Genomic DNA, 20,631 nt, shown 5'->3' with positions numbered 1-20,631 from the left:
CCGGAAGCTCAGCGACCGGGGCGGGTCAACCCCTGATCGCCGGCGCCACGGCTGAGGACGACCTCGTCGGTGGCCTTGAGCGCGTCCGCTCCGGCGTTCCCGCTCTGCCCCGCGGTCAGGTCGAGCAACCGGATCGGCGGACCGAGCTGGACCAGTGTCGGGACGTACTCGGCCTTGTCGACCTTCCAGCGTTCGCCGTCCCGCACGAACCGGAACCGCGCGGCCGCCCCTTGTTCGGTCGAGCCCTTCGGCTCCGAATGCCGGGCGACGCTGTTGCCGAGGCCGTAGGCGACCCATTTGCCGTTGATCTGTTCGAAGGGCTGCACGACGTGCGCGTGGTGGCCGATGATCAGGTCGATCGAGTCGTCGCCGAGGAGTTTCTTCGCCAGTGAGCGCTGTTCGGCCGTCGGGTCGTGCTGGTACTCGGTGCCCCAGTGCAGGCTCGCGAGGACGACCTGGGCACCCGCCTTCCGCGCCGCCTTGGCCTGGGCGATCACGTCTTCGGCGTCGATCTGGTTGACCAGCCAGGGTTTCCCCGAGGGCACCTTGATCCCGTTGAACCCGTAGGAGAAGGAGATCTGGGCGACCTTGACGCCCTTGACGTCGACGATCAGCGGCTTCTTCGCTTCTTCGGCCGAGCGCGCCGAGCCGGTGTGCTTGATCCCCGCCTCGTCGAGTTTGTCGAGCGTCCGCGTCGCGCCGTCCACGCCTTGGTCGATCGTGTGGTTGGACGCCGTCGAGCAGTTGTCGTAGCCGGTGTCCTTGAGCGCGTCGACGATCTCCGGCGGCGCGCTGAACGACGGGTAGCCGCTGTAGGGCCCGCCCTTCGGCGCGAGCGGGGTCTCCAGATGGCAGATGCCGAGGTCGGCACCGGAGATCAGCGGTTTGATCCCGGCCAGGAGCGGCCGGTAGTCGATCTTGCCGCCACCGTCCTCCTTCGCCTGGTCGGTCAGCGCGGGATGGATCAGCACGTCGCCGGTCGCCACCACGGTGAACGCACCGCCGGGTGCCTGACCCGCCGTCGCCGGAGCCTCGGACGCGGCGGACGCGGCGGGCGGCTGCTGCTCGGGGGTGGAACTGCACGCGGTGAGCAGGAGGGCCGCGCCGAGGAGCGCGGTGGTCTGACGGGCGCGGGAGCTGAACATGGATTCCCTCGATCGGGTGACTGTCCCTTTCATCCTGCCTTACGGTGATTGCCCGCGACACTCAACCAAAGTCAACAACAACGATCGGACAGAGTTCGGACAAGTTCCACAGGACCGCTCGCTGCGGAAGCAGGCTCCCGACGTGCGATTAGTACGACCACAGCCGTCGACCGTGCCGTGATCGTGCCTTGACGTCACCCGGAAGAGTGTTTAGTAATACCAGTCACACTCTTCCGCTTCGTCCTGGGAGCATTCGATGTCCACAGCTTCACACAAGTCCCTGCCCTGGCGCCTTGTTGGTTCTTGTTTGATTGCCGGTGTCGTGTTGACCGGCTGCTCGTCCGGCAAAGACACCGCCGCGCCGCAGCAGCAGGCGCCCGCGAGCGGCAAGATCACCCTGTTCTACCTGCAGAAACAGGGCGACCAGCAGTACTTCGTCGAGCAGGCGCAGGGCGCGCAGGAGAAGGCGAAGGAACTGGGCGTCGAACTGAAGGTCGTCAATCTCGGGCAGGACGCCAACAAGGCGATCACCGAACTCGACGCCGCGGTCGCCCAGGGCGCCAACGGCATCGCGATCGTCGTCCCCGACCAGGCCATCGGCCCGCAGGTGCTCGACAAGGCGAAGAGCTCGGGCATCCCGATCATCGCCTCCGACGACGTGATCAAGGACGGCGGCGGGACGAAGTCGCCGTTCGTCGGCTTCAACGGCTCCCAGATGGGCGATTCGGTCGGCGAGGAGGCGGCGAAGCTGTTCAAGGCGGCAGGCTGGACCGCGGCCGACACCAAGATCATCAGCGCTTACAAGCAGGACTTGACGGTGTGCAAGGACCGCGTCTCCGCCGCGAAGGCCGCCTTCGACAAGGACGCTGGAGCTCAGGTGCCGGTGATCGAGGTCGGCACCGACAACACCCCGGTGGACGCACAGAACCGCACCGGCGCGGTGATCGGCTCGAACCCGGGCGTCAAGCACTGGGTGGTCTGGGGCTGCAACGACGAGAACGAGACCGGTGCGGTCACCGCGCTCGCGAACTCGGGCGTCGCCTCGGCCGACATCATCGGCGTCGGTCTCGGTGCCTACCTGACCTGCAAGGACTGGGCCGCGGGCAAGGAGACCGGGAACAAGGCGGCGCTGTTCATCTCCGGCGCCGAGGTCGGCCGCACCGCGATCCAGCTGCTCGTGGACAAGGTGAAGAACTCGAAGGACCTGCCCCCGGAGACGATCGCGAAGACCCAGATCGTCACCAAGGACAACTACAAGCAGGCCGGCGTCAACTGCATCTGATCCCGCGTGGAGGCGTTCCCATGGCCACATCCGAACCCGCGGCGGTGCTGACCGCCGAAGGGATCAGCAAACGGTTCTCCGGGGTGACCGCGCTCGACGGCGTCACCCTGGACTTCCGGCCCGGCGAGGTCCTCGCGCTGATGGGCGAGAACGGCGCGGGCAAGTCCACCCTGCTGCGGGTGCTGTCGGGCGATCACGGTCCCGACGACGGGCATCTGCTGATCGACGGCGCACCGGTGCTGTTCGACTCCCCGCGGGCCGCGATGGCCGCCGGAGTCCGGGTGATCTACCAGGAGCCGGAAATCATCCCGCACGTTTCGGTGGCGGAGAACGTCTTCGTCGGCGAGCTGCCCGCGCGGGGGCGGCTGGTCAACCGCCGGACCCTGCACCGGATGACGCAGGACGCGTTGCGGGAGTACGGGTTCGAGGGTGTGCTGCAGCCATCGACGCTCGGGAGCAGGCTGTCCCCCGCACAACGGCAGCTGGTCGAGATCCTGCGGGTGCTCACCGCCGCGACACCGCCGAAGGTGATCGCGTTCGACGAGCCGACGTCTTCGCTGTCCGAGCACGAGGTCGACGCGCTGTTCGCGCTGATCCGGCGGCTGCGGGACAGCGGGGTGGCGGTCGTCTACGTCTCACACCGGATGAAGGAGATCTTCCAGCTCGCCGACCGGGTGGCGGTGTTGCGCGACGGCACCCTGATCGGGGTCGAGGACGCGGCGTCCACCGACGAGAACCGGCTGGTGCGCATGATGATCGGCCGCGATCTGTCCACTTTGGAGCGCCGGAGCGCGCAGGAGACCGGCCGGGTGGTGCTGCGGCTCGACGGCGTCACCACCGACGACGTCACGGACATCTCCCTGGAGGTCCGGGCGGGCGAGGTCGTCTGCCTCGCCGGACTGGTCGGCGCCGGGCGCTCGGAACTCGCGCACGCGATCGTCGGCGATCTGCCGGTGCGCTCGGGAACCGTCGAACTGGACGGGAAACCGTTGCGCGCCCGCACTCCCGGCGACGCGGTCAAGGCGGGGATCGGCTTCGCGCCGGAGGAACGCAAGACCGACGCGTTGCTGATGCAGCGGTCCGTGCGGGACAACGTCTCCATCGCGGTGCTGGACCGGCTGAGCCGGTTCCGGGTGGTGCGGCGGGCCAAGGAACGCGAGCTCGTCGACGAATACGTGCGCGAATTGCGCGTGCGGACGCCGTCGATGGAGCAGGAGGTCCGCAAGCTCTCAGGCGGCAACCAGCAGAAGACCGTCCTCGCCCGCTGGCTCGCGCGGCGCCCGAAACTGCTGATCCTCGACGAACCGACGCGCGGGGTCGACGTCGGCGCGAAGGCCGAGATCTACCGGATCATCGACGGTCTCGCCGCCGAGGGCATCGCCCTGTTGGTGATCTCGTCCGATCTGCCCGAGGTGCTGAGCCTCGCCGACCGGATCGTCGTCCTGCGCGCGGGCCGGGTCGCCGGAGAGCTCGGCCGTGACGACGCGAGTGAAGAAGCCGTGCTGACCTTGGCCATCCCGGCCACCGAAGACACTGAGGAGATCGCCTCGTGACGACCATCGCCCACCCGGTGTCCCCGTTCCGCCGGACGGTGACCGCGATCGGCGTGCAGAACTCGAGCCTGCTGCTCACCCTGATCGCGCTGGTGATCCTGATGAGCTCGCTGAACGAGAACTTCCTCCGTACCAACAACCTGCTGCTGATCGGCAGCGCGATCACCATCATGGGCCTGCTCTCGCTGGTGCAGACCCTGGTGATCATCCTCGGCGCGCTGGACATCTCGGTCGGCTCGATGGCCGGGCTCGCGTCGGTGGTGTCGGCGATGGTGTTCACCTCCACCGGGAGCTCCGCTGTCGGCACCCTCGCCGCGATCGGCGTCGGCGTGGTGTGCGGCCTGGTGAACGGCATGATCATCATCTTCGGCCGGGTCAACCCGGTGGTCGCGACGCTCGCGATGCTGGCGACGTACAAAGGCATCGCACAGGTGATCTCGGACGGCAAGGCGCAGGGTTACACCGGCGCCGACGATCTGTTCATCTTCCTGGCCAAGGGATCCATCGCCGGGCTGCCGACGCTGCTGTGGGTGTTCCTGATCGTCGCGGCGGTGCTGCACTTCCTGTTGCGCTACACCGACATCGGCCGCAACATCTACGCCATCGGCGGCAACGACACCGCCGCCCGGCTCGCCGGGATCAACATCAACCGCTACATCATCGGCGTCTACGCGCTCGTCGGCGTGGTCGCGGCGATCGCGGGGCTGCTGATCACCGCGCGCACCGGCTCCGGCCAGCCGACGTCCGGCTCCGAGGGGCTCGAACTGCTCGCCGTCACCGGCGCCGCGCTCGGCGGCACGATGCTCAAGGGCGGCAAGGGATCCATCATCAGCACCGTGCTGGCGGTGATCATCCTCGGCGTGCTCAACAACGGGATGTCCGGGCTCGGCGTCAACCCGTTCTGGCAGAACATGGCCACCGGGACCCTGCTCGTCGTCGCCGTCGTGCTCCAGCAGGTCCGCAGCGGGGAACGCCGAGTCGGCCTGCCCGTATGACCCGGCATGCCCGGATCGTCGACGAACTGGGCAGGCTGATCGTCGCCGGTGTCTTCGGGGCCGGGCAGCCGATCGTCCCCGAAGACCTCGGGCGCCGGTTCTCCGCGTCGCGCACGATGGTGCGGGAAGCGTTGCGGGTACTGGAATCCAAGGGCCTGGTCGCGGCGCGGCCACGCGTCGGCACCTGGACGCGGCCACCGGAACACTGGAACGCGATCGATCCGGACGTCATCGCCTGGCGGGCCGCCGGACCCGAGCGTTCCCGGCAGCTGGCGGAACTGTTCGAACTCCGGCTGGCGATCGAACCGCAAGCGGCGAGAATGGCCGCGTGGCACCGGCGCCCGGACGAGCTCGCGGTCCTCGTCGCGACGTACGGCCTGATGGTGGACGCGGTCGGCCTCCCGGCTTTCCAGGAGGCCGACCGCGCCTTCCACGCGGCCCTGCTTCGCGCGTCGGGCAACGCCTTGATCGCGCAATTGCGGGGTCCGGCCGTGGCCGCGCTCGAAGAGGTTCCCGGCGACGGCGTGCTGGCCGCCCATGCGCGGGTGGTGGCGATGGTGCTCGAAAAGAACGCCGACGGCGCGGAATCGGCGACGCGGCACTTGCTGGAAACCGTTGTGCCGTACCGCTCACCGGCATCTTGACACCCTCAGTGGTACACACCATTCTCGATTCCGGGTTTCCGGGCACGGAGGCTCACCGCCGCCGCGAAGTGCTTGAGGAGGACGCTTCATGCGTTTCCCCGGAATTCGCCGGATCACCCTGCTCGCCGCGGCGGCACTCGGCGCCGGCCTGCTGACCGCGCCCGGTGCCGTCGCGTCCGAGCAGTGTCCGGTGGCCGCGCCGATGATCGCGGCCGGTGACCACTGGGTCGCCAACGGGACCGACCTCGCGGCGAACTCGTGGCAGAACGGCACCTTCCACGTCGGGAACCTGGCGCTCGTGCGTACGACGGGCGTCTCGAACCACAAGACACTTCCCTGGGCGCAGGACAACAAGTACCTGCTGCAAAGTGATCCGAAGCGGCCGTTCTTCCCGGACTTCCAGGCCGCAGGCGAGGCGTATCTCGACCTGTACTCGTTCCATCCCGACGCTCCCGTGATCGCCGACGTCCGCAAGCGGATCGCCGACGAGGTCGCCAGTGTGGAGCAGGGCAACACGTCCTACTGGAAGTACGTCGACGCGCTGAACATGGCGATGCCCTCGCTGGCGCGGATCGGGGTCATGGACGGCAGTGAACCGACCCTGGCGGCGATGCAAAAACTGTTCCGCTCGGCGGAAAAGACGCTGTTCGACGACGGGCTGGGCCTCTGGCGCCGTGATGCGGGCAGCGATGCCTACTGGTCACGCGGCAACGGCTGGGCGCTCGCCGGTTTGGCGAAGGTGTTGCAGGTCCTGCCTTCCGACGACCCGCGGCGGCCGGAATACCTGCGAGTCTTCAAGAAGATGGCGAACACACTGTGGTTCCTGCAACGGCGGGACGGCTTCTGGAACACGGATCTGCTGCGGCCGTGGCACCACGGCGGGCCGGAAAGCAGCGGGACGGCACTGTTCACGTTCGGGCTCGCCTGGGGCGTCAACGCCGGGATCCTCGACGCGGGCAAGTACCGGCACACGGTCGACCGGGCCTGGAAGGCGTTGTCCACCAAGGCTTTGCGGGCGGACGGGTTCCTCGGCTACGTCCAGCCGGTCGCTTCCGGCCCTGGCCCCGCGCGAGCCGGTGACACGGGCGCTCACGGGGTCGGGGCGTTCCTGATCGCCGGGCAGCAGGTGGCCCGCCTCACCCCTGGCTGCTAGCGCCCGACCCGCTTGACCCAGCCCGGACCGTCGGCCCGGCCACGAGGAGGCGCCGGACTCCGCGGAAACGTACGGGGACCGATGGCCTTCACCGGTACCGGATAGAGGCCTTTCCGGAAACGGCCGTGTTCGAACAAGACGACCATGGCGGTGTCTTCGCCGCCGACCCACGCCTCGGCAGTGCGGCGTCCCGCCTGATACGCGGCTCCGTAGGTCGACATGATCGGACGGAGCCGGATCGTGCTGCCGTCTTCGAAGCCGATCGAGATCAGCGGCAGGGGGGCCAAGCGTCCTTCGAAGACTTCGACATCGACGATTTTCGCGGTGTACCAGCCGGTCTTCCGCACCGACCTGGCTCTTCTGCTCCAGCCGGCCCAGGCGGTCAAACCGCCCACACTCCCGATAGCCAGTGGAATGCCGAAGACAATCACGAGTCCCGGTGAACGAAACGCCACCGAGAGCCAAACCACGAGACCGAACGTCACGACACAGAAACCGGAGAGCGGGATGGACAGGAGGCTCATGGTGTGAAAGCGCCGGGACTGCGCCTCGAGCCCGGACTCCTGTGCGACGCCTGTTTCCGTGGGAAGCCAGGTGCCGACCGCGGCCCCGCGTAACTTGCGGCCGTACTGGAGAGCGATGACGCACGCGATCCCGGCGGCGAGGGGCGCGACCGACATGGCCACGACAGTGGCCACGAATTCGACGCTTCCCGCCCAGGCGATGCCGCCGTCCCCGGCCAAGCCGAGGCAAAGCATGACGCCGGCGGCAAGGAAGACTACGACCCCGACCATGGTCGCCAGGTAGAACATCCGTCGCCGGTCCAGCTGCATCGGCACCGAAGGTTGGGTGGCCACGGGACTCCTTTGGGGTCGACGAACACATGCCGACCAGACTTCCCGGCGCACCTGCCTGGAGAATACCCGAATCGCTTCGCGAGCGGAACTCGTTGCGGCCTCAGGCCAGGCAGTCGCCAGCGTCGCCTCGGTGGAGGGCCGGGTCGTCCTGGAGGAAGGTCCGCGCGACGCCCGGGCCGCTGGACCGCGTCTCGAAGCGCACGGTCACCCGGCCGTGCCCGGCCCCCTGTACCCAGCCACTTCCGTACTCGTCGTGCGCCACGTCGTCCCCGGGCCGCCAGGTCGAGGAGACGACGACCTCCGGCGCGGGCGCTCGCTCGACCAAGGGCACCTCGGGAGCCGGGACGGCGAGGGTGAACAGCGGATCCTGATGCGGTACCGAAAGCCCGGAGAACGCGACCCCGGCCAGCCGCACCCCGCCGAATTCGGCCGGGTCGATGAGCAGCCGTTCCGCCATCGAGGCGAGCTGGTCGAATTCGTCGGTGGGCGAAGCCATCGTCTCCGACCTCGTCACCGTGCTGAAATCGGTGTGCCGCAGTTTCACCACCACCGTCCGCGCGACCCGATCGGCGTTGACGAGCCGTTTGTGCGCGTGGACGGCGAGGTCGCGGACCTCGCGCCGCAGGCTCGCCAGGTCGATCAGGTCCCGGTCGAAGGTCGTCTCCGCGCTGACCTGCTTGAGCTCCGCGCGGCCGGACACCGGCCGGTCGTCGGCGCCGGTGGCCAGGCGCCGCAGGTCCCGTCCGACCACACTGCCCAAAGTGGACACCGCGTCGGCCTCGGAGAGCGCGGTCAGCTGGCCCAGCGTCCGGACGCCGATCGCCCGCAGTTTTCCTTCCGCCACCGGGCCGATCCCCCACAGCACCCTGGTCGGCAGCGGCGCGAGGAAGTCGCGTTCGGTGCCCTGGTCGACGACGAGCAGCCCGTCCGGTTTCGCCAGATCCGACGCGACCTTCGCGACCTGCTTCCCCGACGCCGCTCCGATCGACGCCACCAGCCCGATTTCGGACCGGATGTGCTCCCGCAGCCGGGCACCGAACTCCCGCACCTCGGCCGACGACGCCCCGGCCAGCGACGGCGGTTCCGCGAAGGCCTCGTCGAGGGAGATCCGCTCCAGCACGGGCGCGTACTGGGCGACGAGGTCGAACACCCGCGTGCTCAGCAGTTCGTACAGTTTGAACCGCGGCGGCAGGATGACCCCGTTGGGCGGCAACAGCCGCCGGGCCTGTGACATCGGCATCGCCGATTTGATGCCGTGTTCCCGCGCCTGATAACTCGCCCCGGCGACCACGCCGCGCGGGCCCGCGCCGCCGACCAGGACCGGGCGGTGGGCCAGGGTCGGCCGGGTCAGCTGTTCACACGAGGCATAGAACGCGTCCATGTCGAGGTGGATGACCCACCGGTCATGCCCGCCCATCGCCCGGTACCTCGAGAAGACGGTGCAAGGCTTTCGTGTACTCCTCGAACGCCGCCCGGCCCCGCGTGGTCAGCTCGACCAGCGTCACCGGCGTGCGATGTTCGAACGCCTTGGTGATCTCGACGTAGCCGGCGTCCTCGAGTTTGCGCAGATGCGTCGACAGGTTGCCCGGCGTCATGTCCAGCAACTGCTGCAGCCGCGGGAAGGTGATGCGGTCCCCCGGTCCGAGGCTCGACAGCGCCACGGTGACCCGCAGCCGCGCCTGCGCGTGGATCACCGGATCGAGCTGGGGCAGCCCGTCTTCGCTCATCGCGACCGCACCAGGAAGACCAGCGACGCCACCAGGAAGCCACCGCCGCCCGCCAGGCTCAGCACGAGGAAGTTGTGCGGTCCCCCGGCCAGCACGCTCGCCGCGCCGCACGCGATGATCCACACGCCGAGGCCGTACTGCAGTTTGCTCTGCCACAGCATTCCGCCGGCGAGGTACATCAGGCCGGTCAGGATGAGCGAGGTCCCGGACCACAGCAACGGGATCAGCTCGGTGTCGAGGCCGAGCCGGATCAGCGCGGTGTTCACCACCGTCAGCCCGCCGAACGCGATCATCCAGCTCCACCCGTACATCGCCCCGACGAGCCGGGACGGCCCGCGCACACCGCGGCCCGCCCGGATCCCGTAGATCGCCGAGTACGCCATCGCCCCGAGGAAACCGGCGGCGGCGATCGCGCCTGCGACCCACAACGGCATCAGGGCGGTGGGCGGCGCGGAGACGTAGACGAGCCCGAAACCGAACAGCCACACCAGTCCCCAGACGGCGAGCAGCACGGCCGGATTCGGCCCGATCTCACGCCGGGTGTCCTCCGTCTGCCTGGCGATGAGCGCGAGCGACTCCTCGGGCGTCATCGGCCGCGCGTCGTCGTCTCGTTCATCCTCCACCACTTCGGAAAACTAACACGGGTTCACAGTCGCGCCGTGTCAAGCCGGAACCTCGCCATCACCACGAGCGCGGGCACCACCAGCCACGCCGCGAGCACCAGGACCGCGGTCAGCGCGCCGGACCCGCCCAGCACCGGCGCGCGGCCGATCTCGCCGAGCCAGTACGTCGGCATGATGTGCCCGGCGGTGTTCATCCAGCCGGGCAGGATCTGCAGCGGGATCCACAGTCCGCCGAACATGCCCAGCGGCAGCATCAGCGCACCGGTCACCGCCTGCACGGTGTCGCCCTTGCCGAACAGCCCGATCATCAGGCCCAGCACCGCGAACGGCAGCGCGCCGAGCCACAGCGCGCCGAAGATCGTCAGCCATTGGCCGGTTTCGAGCCGGATGCCGCGGATCATGCCCGCCGCGAAGATCACCAGCAGCACCGGCAGCGCGACGAACAACCCCGCCGACACCTTCACCATCAGATAGCCCGGCGCCCGCATCGGGGTCAGCCGCAGGGTGCGCTGCCAGCCGTCGGTGCGCTCGGTGGCGACGCGCGTGCCGGTGAACAGCGCGGCGGTCATGGCGCCGTACGCGGCCATGTTCACCATGGTCACGGTCGCGGTCGAAATCCCCGGAGCGATCTCGCGGGCGCCGAAGATCCCGCCGAACAACAGGAACATCGCGAGCGGCATACCGATGGTGAACAGCGCGAACTGCGGGCTGCGGACGATGCGCTTGATCTCCAGCGCGAGGTAACTCAGGTTCATCTCAAAGCTCCTTCGGCCGCATCGGCGGTCAGCGCGATGAAGGCCTCTTCCAGTCCCACGGCGGTGATTTCGATGTTCGCGGCGAGCGGGAACTCACGCAGCAGACCGCGGATGGCGGCGTCGGAATCGGCGCAGCTCAGTTCCGCGTGCCCGGCCCGCAGTACCGCGCGCGACACCCCGGGCAGCGCGGCGAGCGCGGCCTCGGTGGCATCCGGGACGGCGGCGCGCAGCACCCGGCCGGCGACCGCGGCCCGGACCTCGCCGACCGGCCCGTCCGCGACGACCCCACCGTGCCGCATGAGCACGACACGGTCCGCGTAGTCCTCCGCTTCGGCGAGGTAGTGCGTCGCGAAGAGGACTGTGCGGCCCGTCTCGGTGTACTCGCGCATCGCCGCCCAGAAGCGGCGCCGCCCGTCGACGTCCATGGCCGCGGTCGGCTCGTCGAGCACCAGCAGATCCGGATCGCCGACCAGCGCGAGCGCGAACCGCACTCGCTGCTGCTCGCCACCGGAGAGCTTCCCGCAGCGGCGGTTCGCGTACTCGGTGACGCCGGCACGCTTGAGCACCTCGCGGGTGGGCAGCGGATTCCGGTGCAGCGAGGCGAACAGGCCGACGAGTTCGGCGACCGTGGCGTCCCTGAGCAGCGTCCCGTTCTGCGCCATCGCGCCGACCATCCCCCGGTCCATCGCCTCGGCCGCGCTGAGCCCGGCGACACGGACCTGACCAGCATCAGGCCTGGTCAGGCCCAGCAGCATGTCGATCGTGGTCGACTTGCCCGCGCCGTTCGGCCCGAGCAGCGCCACGACCTCCCCCGGTGCGACCCGCACGCTGACGTCGTCGACGGCCAGGACGTCGCCGAAGCGCTTCACGAGCCCTTCGAGGCTGAACGCGTCCGCCATGACTTTCCCCCTTCGAGCACTCTGAACTACAAAGTCGATATGCACTTTGTAACACAAAGTCCCCTGCCCTGGAAACCCCGGGAGTACATGAAGGCCCCCTTCCTGTACCTAGGCGCAAGGAAGGGGGCCTTCATGTACTTGGAGCTAGGCGGGCACCCGGGAGGTGGCCGCCTCAGCGGCTGCCGGAACCGGAGGAGGCACCGGGAGCGGCAGCGGCGCGCATTCGACGTCGGCCGTCCGCCCTGGCTTGCGCGCGGGCAGCGCACCGGTGGCCAGGTAGTCGGCGATCTTGTTGTCGACGCAGGCGTTGCCGCGCGGAGTGATCGCGTGACTCGTGCCGCCCGGTTCACCGATCAGGCGAGCGCCGGGGAACCGGCTACGCACCTCGAGGCTGCCTTCGTACGGCGTTGCCGCGTCGAGCGTCTCGCCGATCATCAGCACACTCGGCACCTTCTTGCCGTCGACCTTGACCGGCTTGCCGGGTTTCGCGGGCCAGTACAGGCAAGGGCCGTTGTACCAGGCGTTCTGCCAGGTGAAGTACGGCGCCTTCTGGTAGGTACGCCAGTTGTCGTGCTTCCACTGCTGCCAGCTCTGCGGCCATTTCACGTCCGAGCACTGGACGGCGAGATAGACGGCGTAACCGTTGTCGTCACCGCGGCCGCCGAAGTTCTCGAACAGGCCCTTCATCGTCTGCCAGTCACCCTTGTTGACGAACTTCGCGAGCGCGTCACCGAGCAGTGTCCAGCGCAGCTGGTAGTAGGAGGCCTGGTTGAAAACGTCGAGGAACTCGTCCGGCCCGACGTAGCCGCCCGCCGGGACCGCGCGCAGCTTCTTCAGCTGCTCGTCGAAGACCTGCTTCACCGCGGCCTGCGTCTTGCCGAGGTGGTAGACGTCGTCGTGCGACGCGACCCAGCCGAACCAGATGTTGAGGTTGACGTCGTAGGCGAGGTCCTGGTTCAGATTGGCCTGGTACCAGACATTACGGGGGTCCACAGTGGAGTCGAGGACCATCCGGCGGACGTGCTGCGGGTACAGCGTCCCGTACACCTGGCCGAGATAGGTGCCGTAGGAGTACCCGTAGAAGTTCAGCTGCTCGGCGCCGAGCGCCTTGCGGATGCTCTCCATGTCCTTGACCGTGTCGGTCGTCTTGATGTTCTCCAGCAGCGCGCGGCTGTTGTTCTTCGCGCACGCGTCGGCGTAGGACTTCGAGCGCTGCAACCAGGTCTTCTCCAGCTGCCGCGTCGTCGGCACGTATTCCGGCCGGTTGTAGTCCATGTAGTTCGGGATGCACGAAAGCGCGGGCTTGCTGGAGCCGACGCCGCGCGGGTCGAAACCGACCCAGTCGTAGGCGTCACCCGCGTGGTTCGGCACGCGCGTGCCGCGGGTCGCGAGCAGCAGCCCGGAACCGCCGGGGCCACCGGGGTTGGTGAGCATGACGCCCTGGTACTGCGCTTCGGGCGTCTTGTGCTTGACGCGGCTGAGCGCGAGCTGGATCTTCTCGCCGCGCGGGCGCGAGTAGTCGAGCGGAACGGACAGGTAGCCGCACTCGGCGCCGGCGTTGATCAACGTCGGGTCGGTGCACGCCCCCCAGGTGATGGTCTCGGCGGGTTGCGCCGCTTCCGCCGCACCGGCGGGCGCGGTCACCGCGACCGAGGCGAGCGTGGCGACGGCCAGCGCGGTGATGAGCACACGTCTCAAGGTTTTTCCCTTTCCCTCCAAAGGTGAAAGCCCCGAAACCCTATCCACGTCCATGACCTGCGGAAGCCCTTCGGCGAAGGTCCCTACCAACGGCGGGTCCCGATCGCGGCAAACCGGGCAACCGGTTAATCGGTTGGGAGGCCGCACGGTGGGCGCTAGGCTGTCGATCATGATCTGCCGAATCCGCATGCGCACCGCCTGAGACGGCGTGACCGCAGGGCCCCCGCGATCGGGAGGCCCCCTTTCTGCGCGCCGTCTGACGTCACGATCTCAGACAGGATCTCATGCAGAACCACATCGCGATGATCGGCTGCACCGCGCCGAGCCACATCTACCCCTCGCTGGCCGTCATCCGTGAGCTGGTCGCTCGCGGGCACCGGGTCAGCTACGTCGTCGGCGAACCGCTCACCGGGCTGATCGAGCCGACCGGCGCCGAGGTGGTCGCGCATCCGTCGATCCTCCCGCTCGGCGACCAGTCGGCGTGGCCGGAGGACCCGGGGTCCCAGATGCGGGTCTTCCTCGACGAAGGCATCCAGGCGATGCCGGTGCTGACCGATTTCTACGACGAGAACCGCCCGGACCTGCTGCTGTACGACATCGGCGGTCTCCCGGCGCCGATCCTGGCCAGGCGCTACGGCGTCCCGGCCGTGCAGCTGTCCCCGACGTATGTCGCCTGGGACGGCTACGAAGAGGACCTGGCCGAGATCCTGACCTCGATCCGGAGCTCACCGTCCGGAAAGGACTATTTCGCCACTTTCACCCGGTGGCTGAACGAGAACGGGATCGAAGCCGACGCTTGGGACTGGATCTCCCATCCGGAGCAGGTGCTCGCGCTGCTGCCGAGGGCGATGCAGCCCAACGTCGACCGGGTGCCGCCGTCGGTCCGGTTCATCGGCCCGGCGCTGGACCCGGAACGCCTCGCCGACCGGAGCTGGACGCCGCCTTCGAGCGGCAAGAAGGTCCTGCTGATGTCCCTCGGCACGGCGTTCACCGATCAGCTCGACCTGTTCCGCGCGTGCGTGGACGGGTTCCGCGATTCGGACTGGCACGTGGTCATCTCGATCGGCCAGACCGATCCGGCCGACCTCGGGCCGCTGCCGGAGCACATCGAGGTGCACCCGTTCGTCCCGCAACTCGCGGTGCTGGAGGCCGCGTCGGCGTTCATCACGCACGCCGGCATGGGCGGCAGCACGGAATCGCTGTGGTACGGCGTGCCGACCGTCGCGATCCCGCTGGCCACCGACGGTTTCGGCAACGCGGCGAAGCTGGCGGAACTGGGCGTCGGCGAGGAACTCGCGGCCTCGGACGTGACGGCTTCCGTGTTGCGTGCCACTGTCGAGAGGGTGGCCGGGTCGCCTTCGGTTGCGGCTCGCCTAGCCGAGGTCCGGGCTGAGACCCGGGGCAACGGCGGGATCGAGCGGGCGGCGGATGCCGTCGAGTCCTTCCTGAAGTAGCTCCTGTACCGCCTCACCAATGCTATGAAAGGCCCGTTACTTGCAAATTTTGCAAGTAACGGGCCTTTCATAGCGCGCGCGGAAGCGTCAGGTGCCCCTGATCTCGTTCAGGTAGTTGTAGATCGTGTACCGCGTGACGTCGAGTTCCCCGGCGAGGTGGTCCACCGAGTCCTTGATGAGGAAGAACCCCGCCTCGTCCAGTTCCCGGACCACGGCCGCCTTGTGCCGCTTCTTCATCAGGTCCACCGGGATCCCGGCCTTCGTGACCGCGCGCCCGACGAGGAACCGCTGCAGGCTGTCGACGTCCGGCGGGAACGTCTCGGGTTCGTGCCCGTTGGCCTTCGGCGCCCCGTCGGTCAGCCGGTTGACGCACAGGCAGCCGATCGCGACCCCGTCGGCGTCCCGCAGGAACACCGTCGATGACCGGATCGCACGTCCGTCGGGGCCGTGGGTTTCGTAGTTCGTCAGGTCCTGTGTGGTGCCGCGGCGGACCAGGCCCAGCAGGAGATCCGTCATCGGACCGCCGACCGTCCGGCCGGTGAGGTCACCCGCGATGGCGACGATCGAGTCCGGCAGCCTGCTCAGGTCGTGCAGCAGGACTTCGTTGCCCGGCCCCAGCATCGCCGCGAGCGCGTGCACCGCCGGGACGAGCGCGGTGAGCAAGTCCCCCGACGCCGCCGACGCGACGACAGGTGCCTCGAAAACACTGACCGGTTTCGTCAAGCGTTCCAGCGCCGAGCGCACCAGTTCCGCCGTGCTCGCCGGAGTCGACGCGTGCGGGGACAGCCGGACGTGCTCCGGCCGTACGGTCGCGGCGATCCCGGCGTTCGCCAGCGCCGAGCCGACCTGTTCTGCGGCGTGGCCGGGCACAGTGAACGCGAGGATCCCGGCCCGCCGCTCGACGGCCGAAACCACCTCGCCGCCCACGGATTTCACGACCTCTTCGAGTTCGCCGACGCGTTCGGCGATCCGCCCGGCGATGGCCGCGACACCCGCCTCTTCCACCAGTTCCAGCGCGGCCGCGAACGCGCCCGAGGTGATCGGGCTCAGGTTCGAGATCGACCACGCGGCCGCGGTGTCGTCGGCCGGATGGATCTCGTCGTCGAACAGGCCGGGGTCACGGGCGCCGGTCCAGCCGGACAGAATCGGTTCCATCCGCTCCAGCGCCCGGTCGGACAGGACGGCGAAGCCGGTGCCCCAGCCCGCCCGCAGCCACTTCTGGCCGCCGACGACGAGCACGTCCGCGACCTCCCACGGCGCCTCGGTCACCCCGAAGCCCTGGATGCCGTCGACGACGAGCAGCCTGTCCCCCACCGCCTCGCGGATCGCCGCCAGATCGGCGCGGTATCCGGTGCGGAAGTCGACGGCGCTCACGCTGACCAGCGACGTCTCCGGCGTCAGGGCCGCTTTGACCGCGTCCGCCGTGACGTTCCCCAGCGGCAGCCGGCGCACTGTCAGCCGTCCAGCCTGTTCGGCCCGCGCCCACGGGTACGTGTTGGCCGGGAACTCCGACGCCGAGACCAGCGCCTCGCCGCCCGGGGCGTTGAACGCGGCCTGGAACAACCCGAGACTGGTGTGCGGCAACAACACCGTGTGGTCGGTGTCGCTGCCGGAAAGCCGCGCGGCGGCGGCCTTGGCCCGGGTCTCCTGCCGCATCAGGTCGTCCACAGTGGACGGTCCGGCCTTGGTCGAGGCGTCGAGCAGGCTCGCCGTCGTGTCGAGCACGGCGTGCGACGGCGGCCCGAACCGGGCGAAGTCGAGGTACCCGGCCGGTTCGCCGAACTGCAGCAGGTACCGAGGCGAGATCCGCGTCATGCGAGGACCCGCGCCAGGAATTGCCTGGTCCGCTCGTGCTTCGGCGAACTCAGGATCTCCCCCGGCGGGCCGGTCTCGACGACCGCGCCGTCGGCCATGAACACCACCTCGTCCGCGGCCTCGGCCGCGAACCCCATTTCGTGCGTCACCACGACCATCGTCATCCCCTCCGCGGCCAACGTACCCATCACCGCCAGCACCTCGCCCACGAGTTCCGGGTCGAGCGCCGAAGTCGGCTCGTCGAACAGCATCAGCTTCGGTTTCATCGCGAGCGACCGGGCGATCGCGACCCGCTGCTGCTGCCCGCCCGACAACTGTGCCGGATAGGCGTCGGCACGGTGCGCGAGGCCGACCCTGTCCAGCAGGTCGAGTGCCTGTTCCCGGGCCTCGTCGGCCGGGACGCCGAGTACCCGCACCGGCCCCTCGACGACGTTCTGCAGCGCCGTCCGGTGCCCGAACAGGTTGAACCGCTGGAACACCATGCCGATGTCGCGCCGCTGCCGGGCGACTTCGCGTTCCTTCAGCTCGTACAGCTTCCCGTTCTTCAGCCGGAACCCGATCGGCTCGCCGTCGACCCAGACCTGTCCGGCGTCGATCGTCTCCAAATGGTTGACACAGCGCAGGAACGTGCTCTTTCCCGCGCCGGACGGGCCGAGCAGGCAGACCACCTGTCCTTTGTGGACTTCGAGGTCGACCCCGCTCAGCACTTCGGTGTGGCCGTAGCTCTTACGGACGCCGACGGCCTTGAGCAGCGGCTCAGCCACGTTCACTCCTCACCAGCGGCGCGGTGCGCAAAGCCTTGGCGGCACGGGAAAACGGACTTCGCGACCGGTCTTCGGAGTCGAAGGCCCGTTCCAGGTAGTGCTGCCCGACCCCGGCGACGGTCACCACGACCATGTACCAGACCGCGGCGGCCAGCAGCGTTTCCATCACCAGCAGGTTGTTGGACGAGATGTTGTTCGCGGCGTGGATCAGTTCGGTCACGCCGATCACCGACGCCATCGACGTCCCCTTGAGCATGTTGATGAAGTCGTTGCCGGTCGGCGGGATGATCACCCGCATCGCCTGCGGCAGCACCACCCGGCGCAGTGTCGCGCCGGGCGACATCCCGATCGACTTCGCCGCCTCCGTCTGTCCACTGTCGACACTGTTCAGCCCGGCGCGGACGATCTCCGCCATGTACGCGCTTTCGTTGAGCGCCAAGCCGAGCAGCGCCGCGGTGAACGCGGTGATCAGCACGTTGGTCTGCTCGTGCAGCAGGTAACCGCCGAACGGCAGCGGGATCGAGATGAACTCGAAGACCAGCGCCAGGTTGTACCAGATCAGGATCTGCAGCAGCACCGGAAGCCCGCGGAACAGCCAGATGTAGCCTGCCGCGAACCAGCGCGCCACCGGATTCGCCGACCGGCGCATCAGTGCGATCACGATCCCGATGACGATCGCCGAACCCTGCGCGATCACCGCGAGCAGCACGGTGTTGAGCAGACCGACCGCCATCACCCGGTACCACAGGAACTCCGGGACGGAATCCCACTGGATCTGGGCGTTCCCGAGCGCGATCCCGAGCAGGACCAGCAGCACGAGGATGACGACGGCGCTGACCCAGCGGCCCCAGTGCTTCAGCCGGACGATGGGCAGCGGTTCAGCTTCCACCATTGAGCTTCGCCTCCTTGACCGCGCCCTGCTCGACGCCCCATGCCTGGAGGATCTTGCCGTAGCCGCCGTCGGCGATCAGGGACTGCAGCGCCTTCTGGACGGCCTCGGCCAGCGGCTTGTTCTCCTTGTTGACGCCGATGCCGTACGGCCCGCCGTTGAGCGGCTCGCCGGGGACGACCTCGAAGAACTTGCCCTCGCCGGCGGTCCGCGAGATGTAGACCGCACTGGGCAGGTCGTTGAGGATGGCGGCGACCCGCCCGGTGCGGAGCTGGTTCTGGTTCTGGGTGTCGCTGTCCGTCGCGGTCACGGTCAGCGCGGGCTTGCCGGCCTGCGTGCATTTGCCGTTCTGTTCTTCGGCGAACTTCTGGTGGCTCGTGCCCTGTACGACCGCGACGTTCTTGCCGCACAAGGTGTCCGGGCCGGAGATCCGGTCGGGGTTTCCCTTGCGGACCATGATCGTGATTCCGGAGGAGAAGTAATCGACGAAATCGATTTGCGCCTGACGCGTCTTGGTGTCGTTCATCGCGGCCATCGTGAGATCGACGCGGCCGGACTGGAGGCTCGTGATCAGCGAACCGAACGCCATGTCCTGGTGGTGGACGGTGACGCCCAGCTTCTTGCCGATGGCCTTGGCGAGGTCGACCTCGTAGCCGATCGGGGTCTTGCCGTCGGCGGCGTAGAAGTTGTTGGGCGCGGACTGCAGGTTCGACGCCAGGTGCAGCATCCCGGCCTGCGCGTATTTCGCGGGCAGGGCGACGGCGGAGTCCTTCTGGACGGCCTCGATCAGGGCGGTCGTGTCCGGGATCGCGGCGGGCGCCCCCGGTGCCGCGGGTTCCTGGCCGCCTGCCCCGTCGGGACCGCCTCCGCAGGCCGCGGTGACGAGCGCGGCCAGGCCGGTGAGCACGGCCAAGCGCCAGGTTCGGGTCAGGGTGTGCGGCGTCGACGGCATGAGGGGACCTCCACGGTGCCTTGGGTGGTCGCCGACGCTACAACTGCCTGTTGAAGAGGTCAACTGACAGTTGAAATCCTGTCCGATGGATGTCCGTATCGCGTGTGAAGGCCCCCTTCCCTCGGCTGAGCCGGGAGAAGGGGGCCTTCACGGAGGAGGTCAGACAGCGATGTAGTTACCGGAGAGGATGAGCAGGACCTGCACGGTGATGCCGGTGCCGTAGTAGTCCGTGGCGTTCGGCGTCCAGGTGGTGACGCGGGTCCACAGCTTGTCCAGCCAGGCCTGGCTGCCCGGGTCGTTCATCGCCGCGATGGCGAACGACGCGGTGAAGCAGGGGTGCTGACCCGACTCGCCGGAGATCTTGGAGCCCGACAGCGTGTAGCCGGTGGTGATCTTGGCCGGGTCGCCGCCGGTGTTCTGCTGGATCCAGGTGTTCATCTTCTTCACCTGGCCCTGCGCCGGGCTGCCCGACACGGTGATGCCGTCGACGCCGAGGCGCCACGGGTCACGGCAGGCGTTGTAGCTGTACTTGTCGTCCTTGCCTTCGAGGAAGTCCGCCGGGGCGGGCTTGGGCGTGGAGTTGGTGTTGACGACGAAGTCCGGGATCAGCCCGGTATTCGGCGCGTACTGCTGCTGGAGCTGGGTGACGGCCTGCTCCTGCCGGGTGCGGACCTGACCCCAGAACGAGTCGCCGGTGACCTTCTCGAACGCGCGGAGGTGACCCGGCATCCAGTCGGAAGACCGCGAGCTGTTGATGTACTTGCCGCTGTCCGCCCAGTCGGCCAGCCGCATGAACTTGGTGGTGGGGTGCACCTCGCTGCGCTTGATCGCCTTGATGATCCGCAGCGCCTCGGCCTTGTAGTTCACCGAACCGCCGCTGCCCCAGACCTTGTCGGCGATGAGCAGGCCGTAGGCGATTTCGAGGTCGCCGTCGGTCGCCGAGTCGGTGCCGTTGACGCTCTTGCAGCTCGCGTCCTGCTCGGCGGCGTGGAGGTCCTTGTCGATCGACGAGGGGTGCGCCTTCACGAACTTCAGGATGCCGTCGAAGACGGTGCGGGCCTGCGAGTCCTTGTCACCCATCATGGCCGCGATGGTCATCCCGTAGCCCTGACCCTCGGCGACGAAGGCGTGGTCGGCGTCCGGCGCCTTGACCGCGTAGGTGCCCGTCCCGCACTTGGTGGTGAGGAAGTTCTTCTTCCAGAAGTCGTAGTACTTGGCGAGTGCCGCGTCCTGCGTCGCCTGGGACACCGACGGGCGGAGAACGCCTGGCAGGTAAGGGGTTCCTTGAGCGGTGGCCGCGGTGGCGGGGGCGGTCGTGGCGACCAGCCCGGCGGTCAGCGCGGCCGCGGCCAGCACTGTCCGAACGGTCTTTCTCATGGCTCCTCCGGAAACGTCGTTGGTGGCGGCGGCGCTTTTCGAGGGTGAC

Annotated in this window: 19 protein-coding genes; 6 read left to right on the top strand and 13 right to left on the bottom strand. The window is 68.5% G+C overall.

All coding sequences use genetic code 11. The features are described 5' to 3' along the window. Positions 1-8: 8 nt before the first annotated feature. Complete coding sequence (locus ACLJPX_RS30130) at positions 9-1,145, bottom strand: CapA family protein (protein ID WP_410603838.1); 1,137 nt, start codon at positions 1,143-1,145, stop codon at positions 9-11. A 322-nt stretch (positions 1,146-1,467) separates the two neighbouring features. On the opposite strand from ACLJPX_RS30130, the gene ACLJPX_RS30125 reads away from it, so the two are divergent. The 5 genes from ACLJPX_RS30125 (at position 1,468) to ACLJPX_RS30105 (ending at position 6,772) form a co-directional block, all read left to right on the top strand. Next, positions 1,468-2,427, top strand: coding sequence for a substrate-binding domain-containing protein (locus tag ACLJPX_RS30125; RefSeq protein WP_410604062.1), 960 nt, complete (start codon positions 1,468-1,470; stop codon positions 2,425-2,427). A gap of 20 nt (positions 2,428-2,447) precedes the next feature. Then, a complete protein-coding gene (locus ACLJPX_RS30120; protein ID WP_410603836.1) occupies positions 2,448-3,980 on the top strand; it encodes a sugar ABC transporter ATP-binding protein in 1,533 nt (510 codons plus the stop codon). Then, entirely contained in the window at positions 3,977-4,975 is a 999-nt protein-coding gene (locus tag ACLJPX_RS30115) for an ABC transporter permease (protein WP_101612949.1), read from the top strand. Before ACLJPX_RS30120 ends, ACLJPX_RS30115 begins: the two co-directional genes overlap by 4 nt. Next, positions 4,972-5,619: a FadR/GntR family transcriptional regulator gene (locus ACLJPX_RS30110; protein WP_410603834.1), complete on the top strand. Its 648-nt coding sequence runs from the start codon at positions 4,972-4,974 to the stop codon at positions 5,617-5,619. Before ACLJPX_RS30115 ends, ACLJPX_RS30110 begins: the two co-directional genes overlap by 4 nt. Positions 5,620-5,707: 88 nt before the next feature. Then, positions 5,708-6,772 (top strand): glycoside hydrolase family 88 protein, encoded by a 1,065-nt coding sequence (locus tag ACLJPX_RS30105; RefSeq protein ID WP_410603832.1) that lies wholly within the window; start codon positions 5,708-5,710, stop codon positions 6,770-6,772. Here the strand turns inward: ACLJPX_RS30105 and ACLJPX_RS30100 are convergent. The 7 genes from ACLJPX_RS30100 to ACLJPX_RS30070 form a co-directional block, all read right to left on the bottom strand. Beyond that, positions 6,769-7,629: a hypothetical protein gene (locus tag ACLJPX_RS30100; protein WP_410603830.1), complete on the bottom strand. Its 861-nt coding sequence runs from the start codon at positions 7,627-7,629 to the stop codon at positions 6,769-6,771. The genes ACLJPX_RS30105 and ACLJPX_RS30100 overlap by 4 nt on opposite strands. A gap of 100 nt (positions 7,630-7,729) precedes the next feature. Next, positions 7,730-9,046: a DNA polymerase IV gene (locus ACLJPX_RS30095; protein ID WP_410603828.1), complete on the bottom strand. Its 1,317-nt coding sequence runs from the start codon at positions 9,044-9,046 to the stop codon at positions 7,730-7,732. Then, positions 9,033-9,356: a transcriptional regulator gene (locus ACLJPX_RS30090; RefSeq protein WP_020634259.1), complete on the bottom strand. Its 324-nt coding sequence runs from the start codon at positions 9,354-9,356 to the stop codon at positions 9,033-9,035. Before ACLJPX_RS30090 ends, ACLJPX_RS30095 begins: the two co-directional genes overlap by 14 nt. Continuing rightward, positions 9,353-9,982: a hypothetical protein gene (locus ACLJPX_RS30085; RefSeq protein WP_410603825.1), complete on the bottom strand. Its 630-nt coding sequence runs from the start codon at positions 9,980-9,982 to the stop codon at positions 9,353-9,355. The genes ACLJPX_RS30090 and ACLJPX_RS30085 overlap by 4 nt, the downstream gene beginning before the upstream one ends. Before the next feature lie 20 nt (positions 9,983-10,002). After that, the gene (locus ACLJPX_RS30080; RefSeq protein ID WP_184900712.1) at positions 10,003-10,734 is read right to left on the bottom strand and encodes an ABC transporter permease; all 732 of its coding nucleotides are present in this window, start codon (positions 10,732-10,734) and stop codon (positions 10,003-10,005) included. After that, entirely contained in the window at positions 10,731-11,633 is a 903-nt protein-coding gene (locus ACLJPX_RS30075) for an ABC transporter ATP-binding protein (RefSeq protein WP_410603823.1), read from the bottom strand. Before ACLJPX_RS30075 ends, ACLJPX_RS30080 begins: the two co-directional genes overlap by 4 nt. Positions 11,634-11,777: 144 nt before the next feature. After that, the gene (locus tag ACLJPX_RS30070) at positions 11,778-13,331 is read right to left on the bottom strand and encodes an alpha/beta hydrolase (RefSeq protein WP_410603821.1); all 1,554 of its coding nucleotides are present in this window, start codon (positions 13,329-13,331) and stop codon (positions 11,778-11,780) included. A gap of 284 nt (positions 13,332-13,615) precedes the next feature. Here ACLJPX_RS30070 and ACLJPX_RS30065 point away from each other — a divergent pair, with 284 nt between their 5' ends. Further along, on the top strand, positions 13,616-14,785 hold the full coding sequence (locus ACLJPX_RS30065) for a macrolide family glycosyltransferase (RefSeq protein ID WP_410603819.1): 1,170 nt from the start codon (positions 13,616-13,618) through the stop codon (positions 14,783-14,785). Positions 14,786-14,872: 87 nt separating this feature from the next. Here the strand turns inward: ACLJPX_RS30065 and ACLJPX_RS30060 are convergent, their stop codons facing one another. From ACLJPX_RS30060 to ACLJPX_RS30040, 5 genes are all read right to left on the bottom strand, one after another. Then, positions 14,873-16,600: an aminotransferase class V-fold PLP-dependent enzyme gene (locus ACLJPX_RS30060; protein ID WP_410603817.1), complete on the bottom strand. Its 1,728-nt coding sequence runs from the start codon at positions 16,598-16,600 to the stop codon at positions 14,873-14,875. Then, positions 16,597-17,364, bottom strand: coding sequence for an amino acid ABC transporter ATP-binding protein (locus tag ACLJPX_RS30055; protein WP_410603815.1), 768 nt, complete (start codon positions 17,362-17,364; stop codon positions 16,597-16,599). The genes ACLJPX_RS30060 and ACLJPX_RS30055 overlap by 4 nt, the downstream gene beginning before the upstream one ends. Continuing rightward, a complete protein-coding gene (locus ACLJPX_RS30050; RefSeq protein WP_410603813.1) occupies positions 17,357-18,256 on the bottom strand; it encodes an amino acid ABC transporter permease in 900 nt (299 codons plus the stop codon). The genes ACLJPX_RS30055 and ACLJPX_RS30050 overlap by 8 nt, the downstream gene beginning before the upstream one ends. After that, complete coding sequence (locus tag ACLJPX_RS30045) at positions 18,243-19,205, bottom strand: ABC transporter substrate-binding protein (protein ID WP_410603811.1); 963 nt, start codon at positions 19,203-19,205, stop codon at positions 18,243-18,245. Before ACLJPX_RS30045 ends, ACLJPX_RS30050 begins: the two co-directional genes overlap by 14 nt. A gap of 159 nt (positions 19,206-19,364) precedes the next feature. Further along, positions 19,365-20,582 carry a glycosyl hydrolase family 8 gene (locus ACLJPX_RS30040; RefSeq protein WP_410603809.1) on the bottom strand — a complete coding sequence of 406 codons (1,218 nt, stop codon included), beginning with the start codon at positions 20,580-20,582 and terminating at the stop codon, positions 19,365-19,367. Positions 20,583-20,631: the final 49 nt, after the last annotated feature.

The organism is Amycolatopsis sp. lyj-90 (assembly GCF_046549035.1).
Taxonomy (GTDB): domain Bacteria; phylum Actinomycetota; class Actinomycetes; order Mycobacteriales; family Pseudonocardiaceae; genus Amycolatopsis.
Note: the sequence above shows the minus strand (reverse complement) of the source record. Positions and strands in the feature narration are given on the sequence as shown.

Coding starts and splice junctions, on each gene's coding strand:
- ACLJPX_RS30130 (WP_410603838.1), bottom strand. CDS start 1,145: ATGTTCAGCTCCCGCGCCCGTCAGACCACCGCGCTCCTCGGCGCGGCC.
- ACLJPX_RS30120 (WP_410603836.1), top strand. CDS start 2,448: ATGGCCACATCCGAACCCGCGGCGGTGCTGACCGCCGAAGGGATCAGC.
- ACLJPX_RS30110 (WP_410603834.1), top strand. CDS start 4,972: ATGACCCGGCATGCCCGGATCGTCGACGAACTGGGCAGGCTGATCGTC.
- ACLJPX_RS30105 (WP_410603832.1), top strand. CDS start 5,708: ATGCGTTTCCCCGGAATTCGCCGGATCACCCTGCTCGCCGCGGCGGCA.
- ACLJPX_RS30095 (WP_410603828.1), bottom strand. CDS start 9,046: ATGGGCGGGCATGACCGGTGGGTCATCCACCTCGACATGGACGCGTTC.
- ACLJPX_RS30090 (WP_020634259.1), bottom strand. CDS start 9,356: ATGAGCGAAGACGGGCTGCCCCAGCTCGATCCGGTGATCCACGCGCAG.
- ACLJPX_RS30080 (WP_184900712.1), bottom strand. CDS start 10,734: ATGAACCTGAGTTACCTCGCGCTGGAGATCAAGCGCATCGTCCGCAGC.
- ACLJPX_RS30075 (WP_410603823.1), bottom strand. CDS start 11,633: ATGGCGGACGCGTTCAGCCTCGAAGGGCTCGTGAAGCGCTTCGGCGAC.
- ACLJPX_RS30065 (WP_410603819.1), top strand. CDS start 13,616: ATGCAGAACCACATCGCGATGATCGGCTGCACCGCGCCGAGCCACATC.
- ACLJPX_RS30060 (WP_410603817.1), bottom strand. CDS start 16,600: ATGACGCGGATCTCGCCTCGGTACCTGCTGCAGTTCGGCGAACCGGCC.
- ACLJPX_RS30050 (WP_410603813.1), bottom strand. CDS start 18,256: ATGGTGGAAGCTGAACCGCTGCCCATCGTCCGGCTGAAGCACTGGGGC.
- ACLJPX_RS30045 (WP_410603811.1), bottom strand. CDS start 19,205: ATGCCGTCGACGCCGCACACCCTGACCCGAACCTGGCGCTTGGCCGTG.
- ACLJPX_RS30040 (WP_410603809.1), bottom strand. CDS start 20,582: ATGAGAAAGACCGTTCGGACAGTGCTGGCCGCGGCCGCGCTGACCGCC.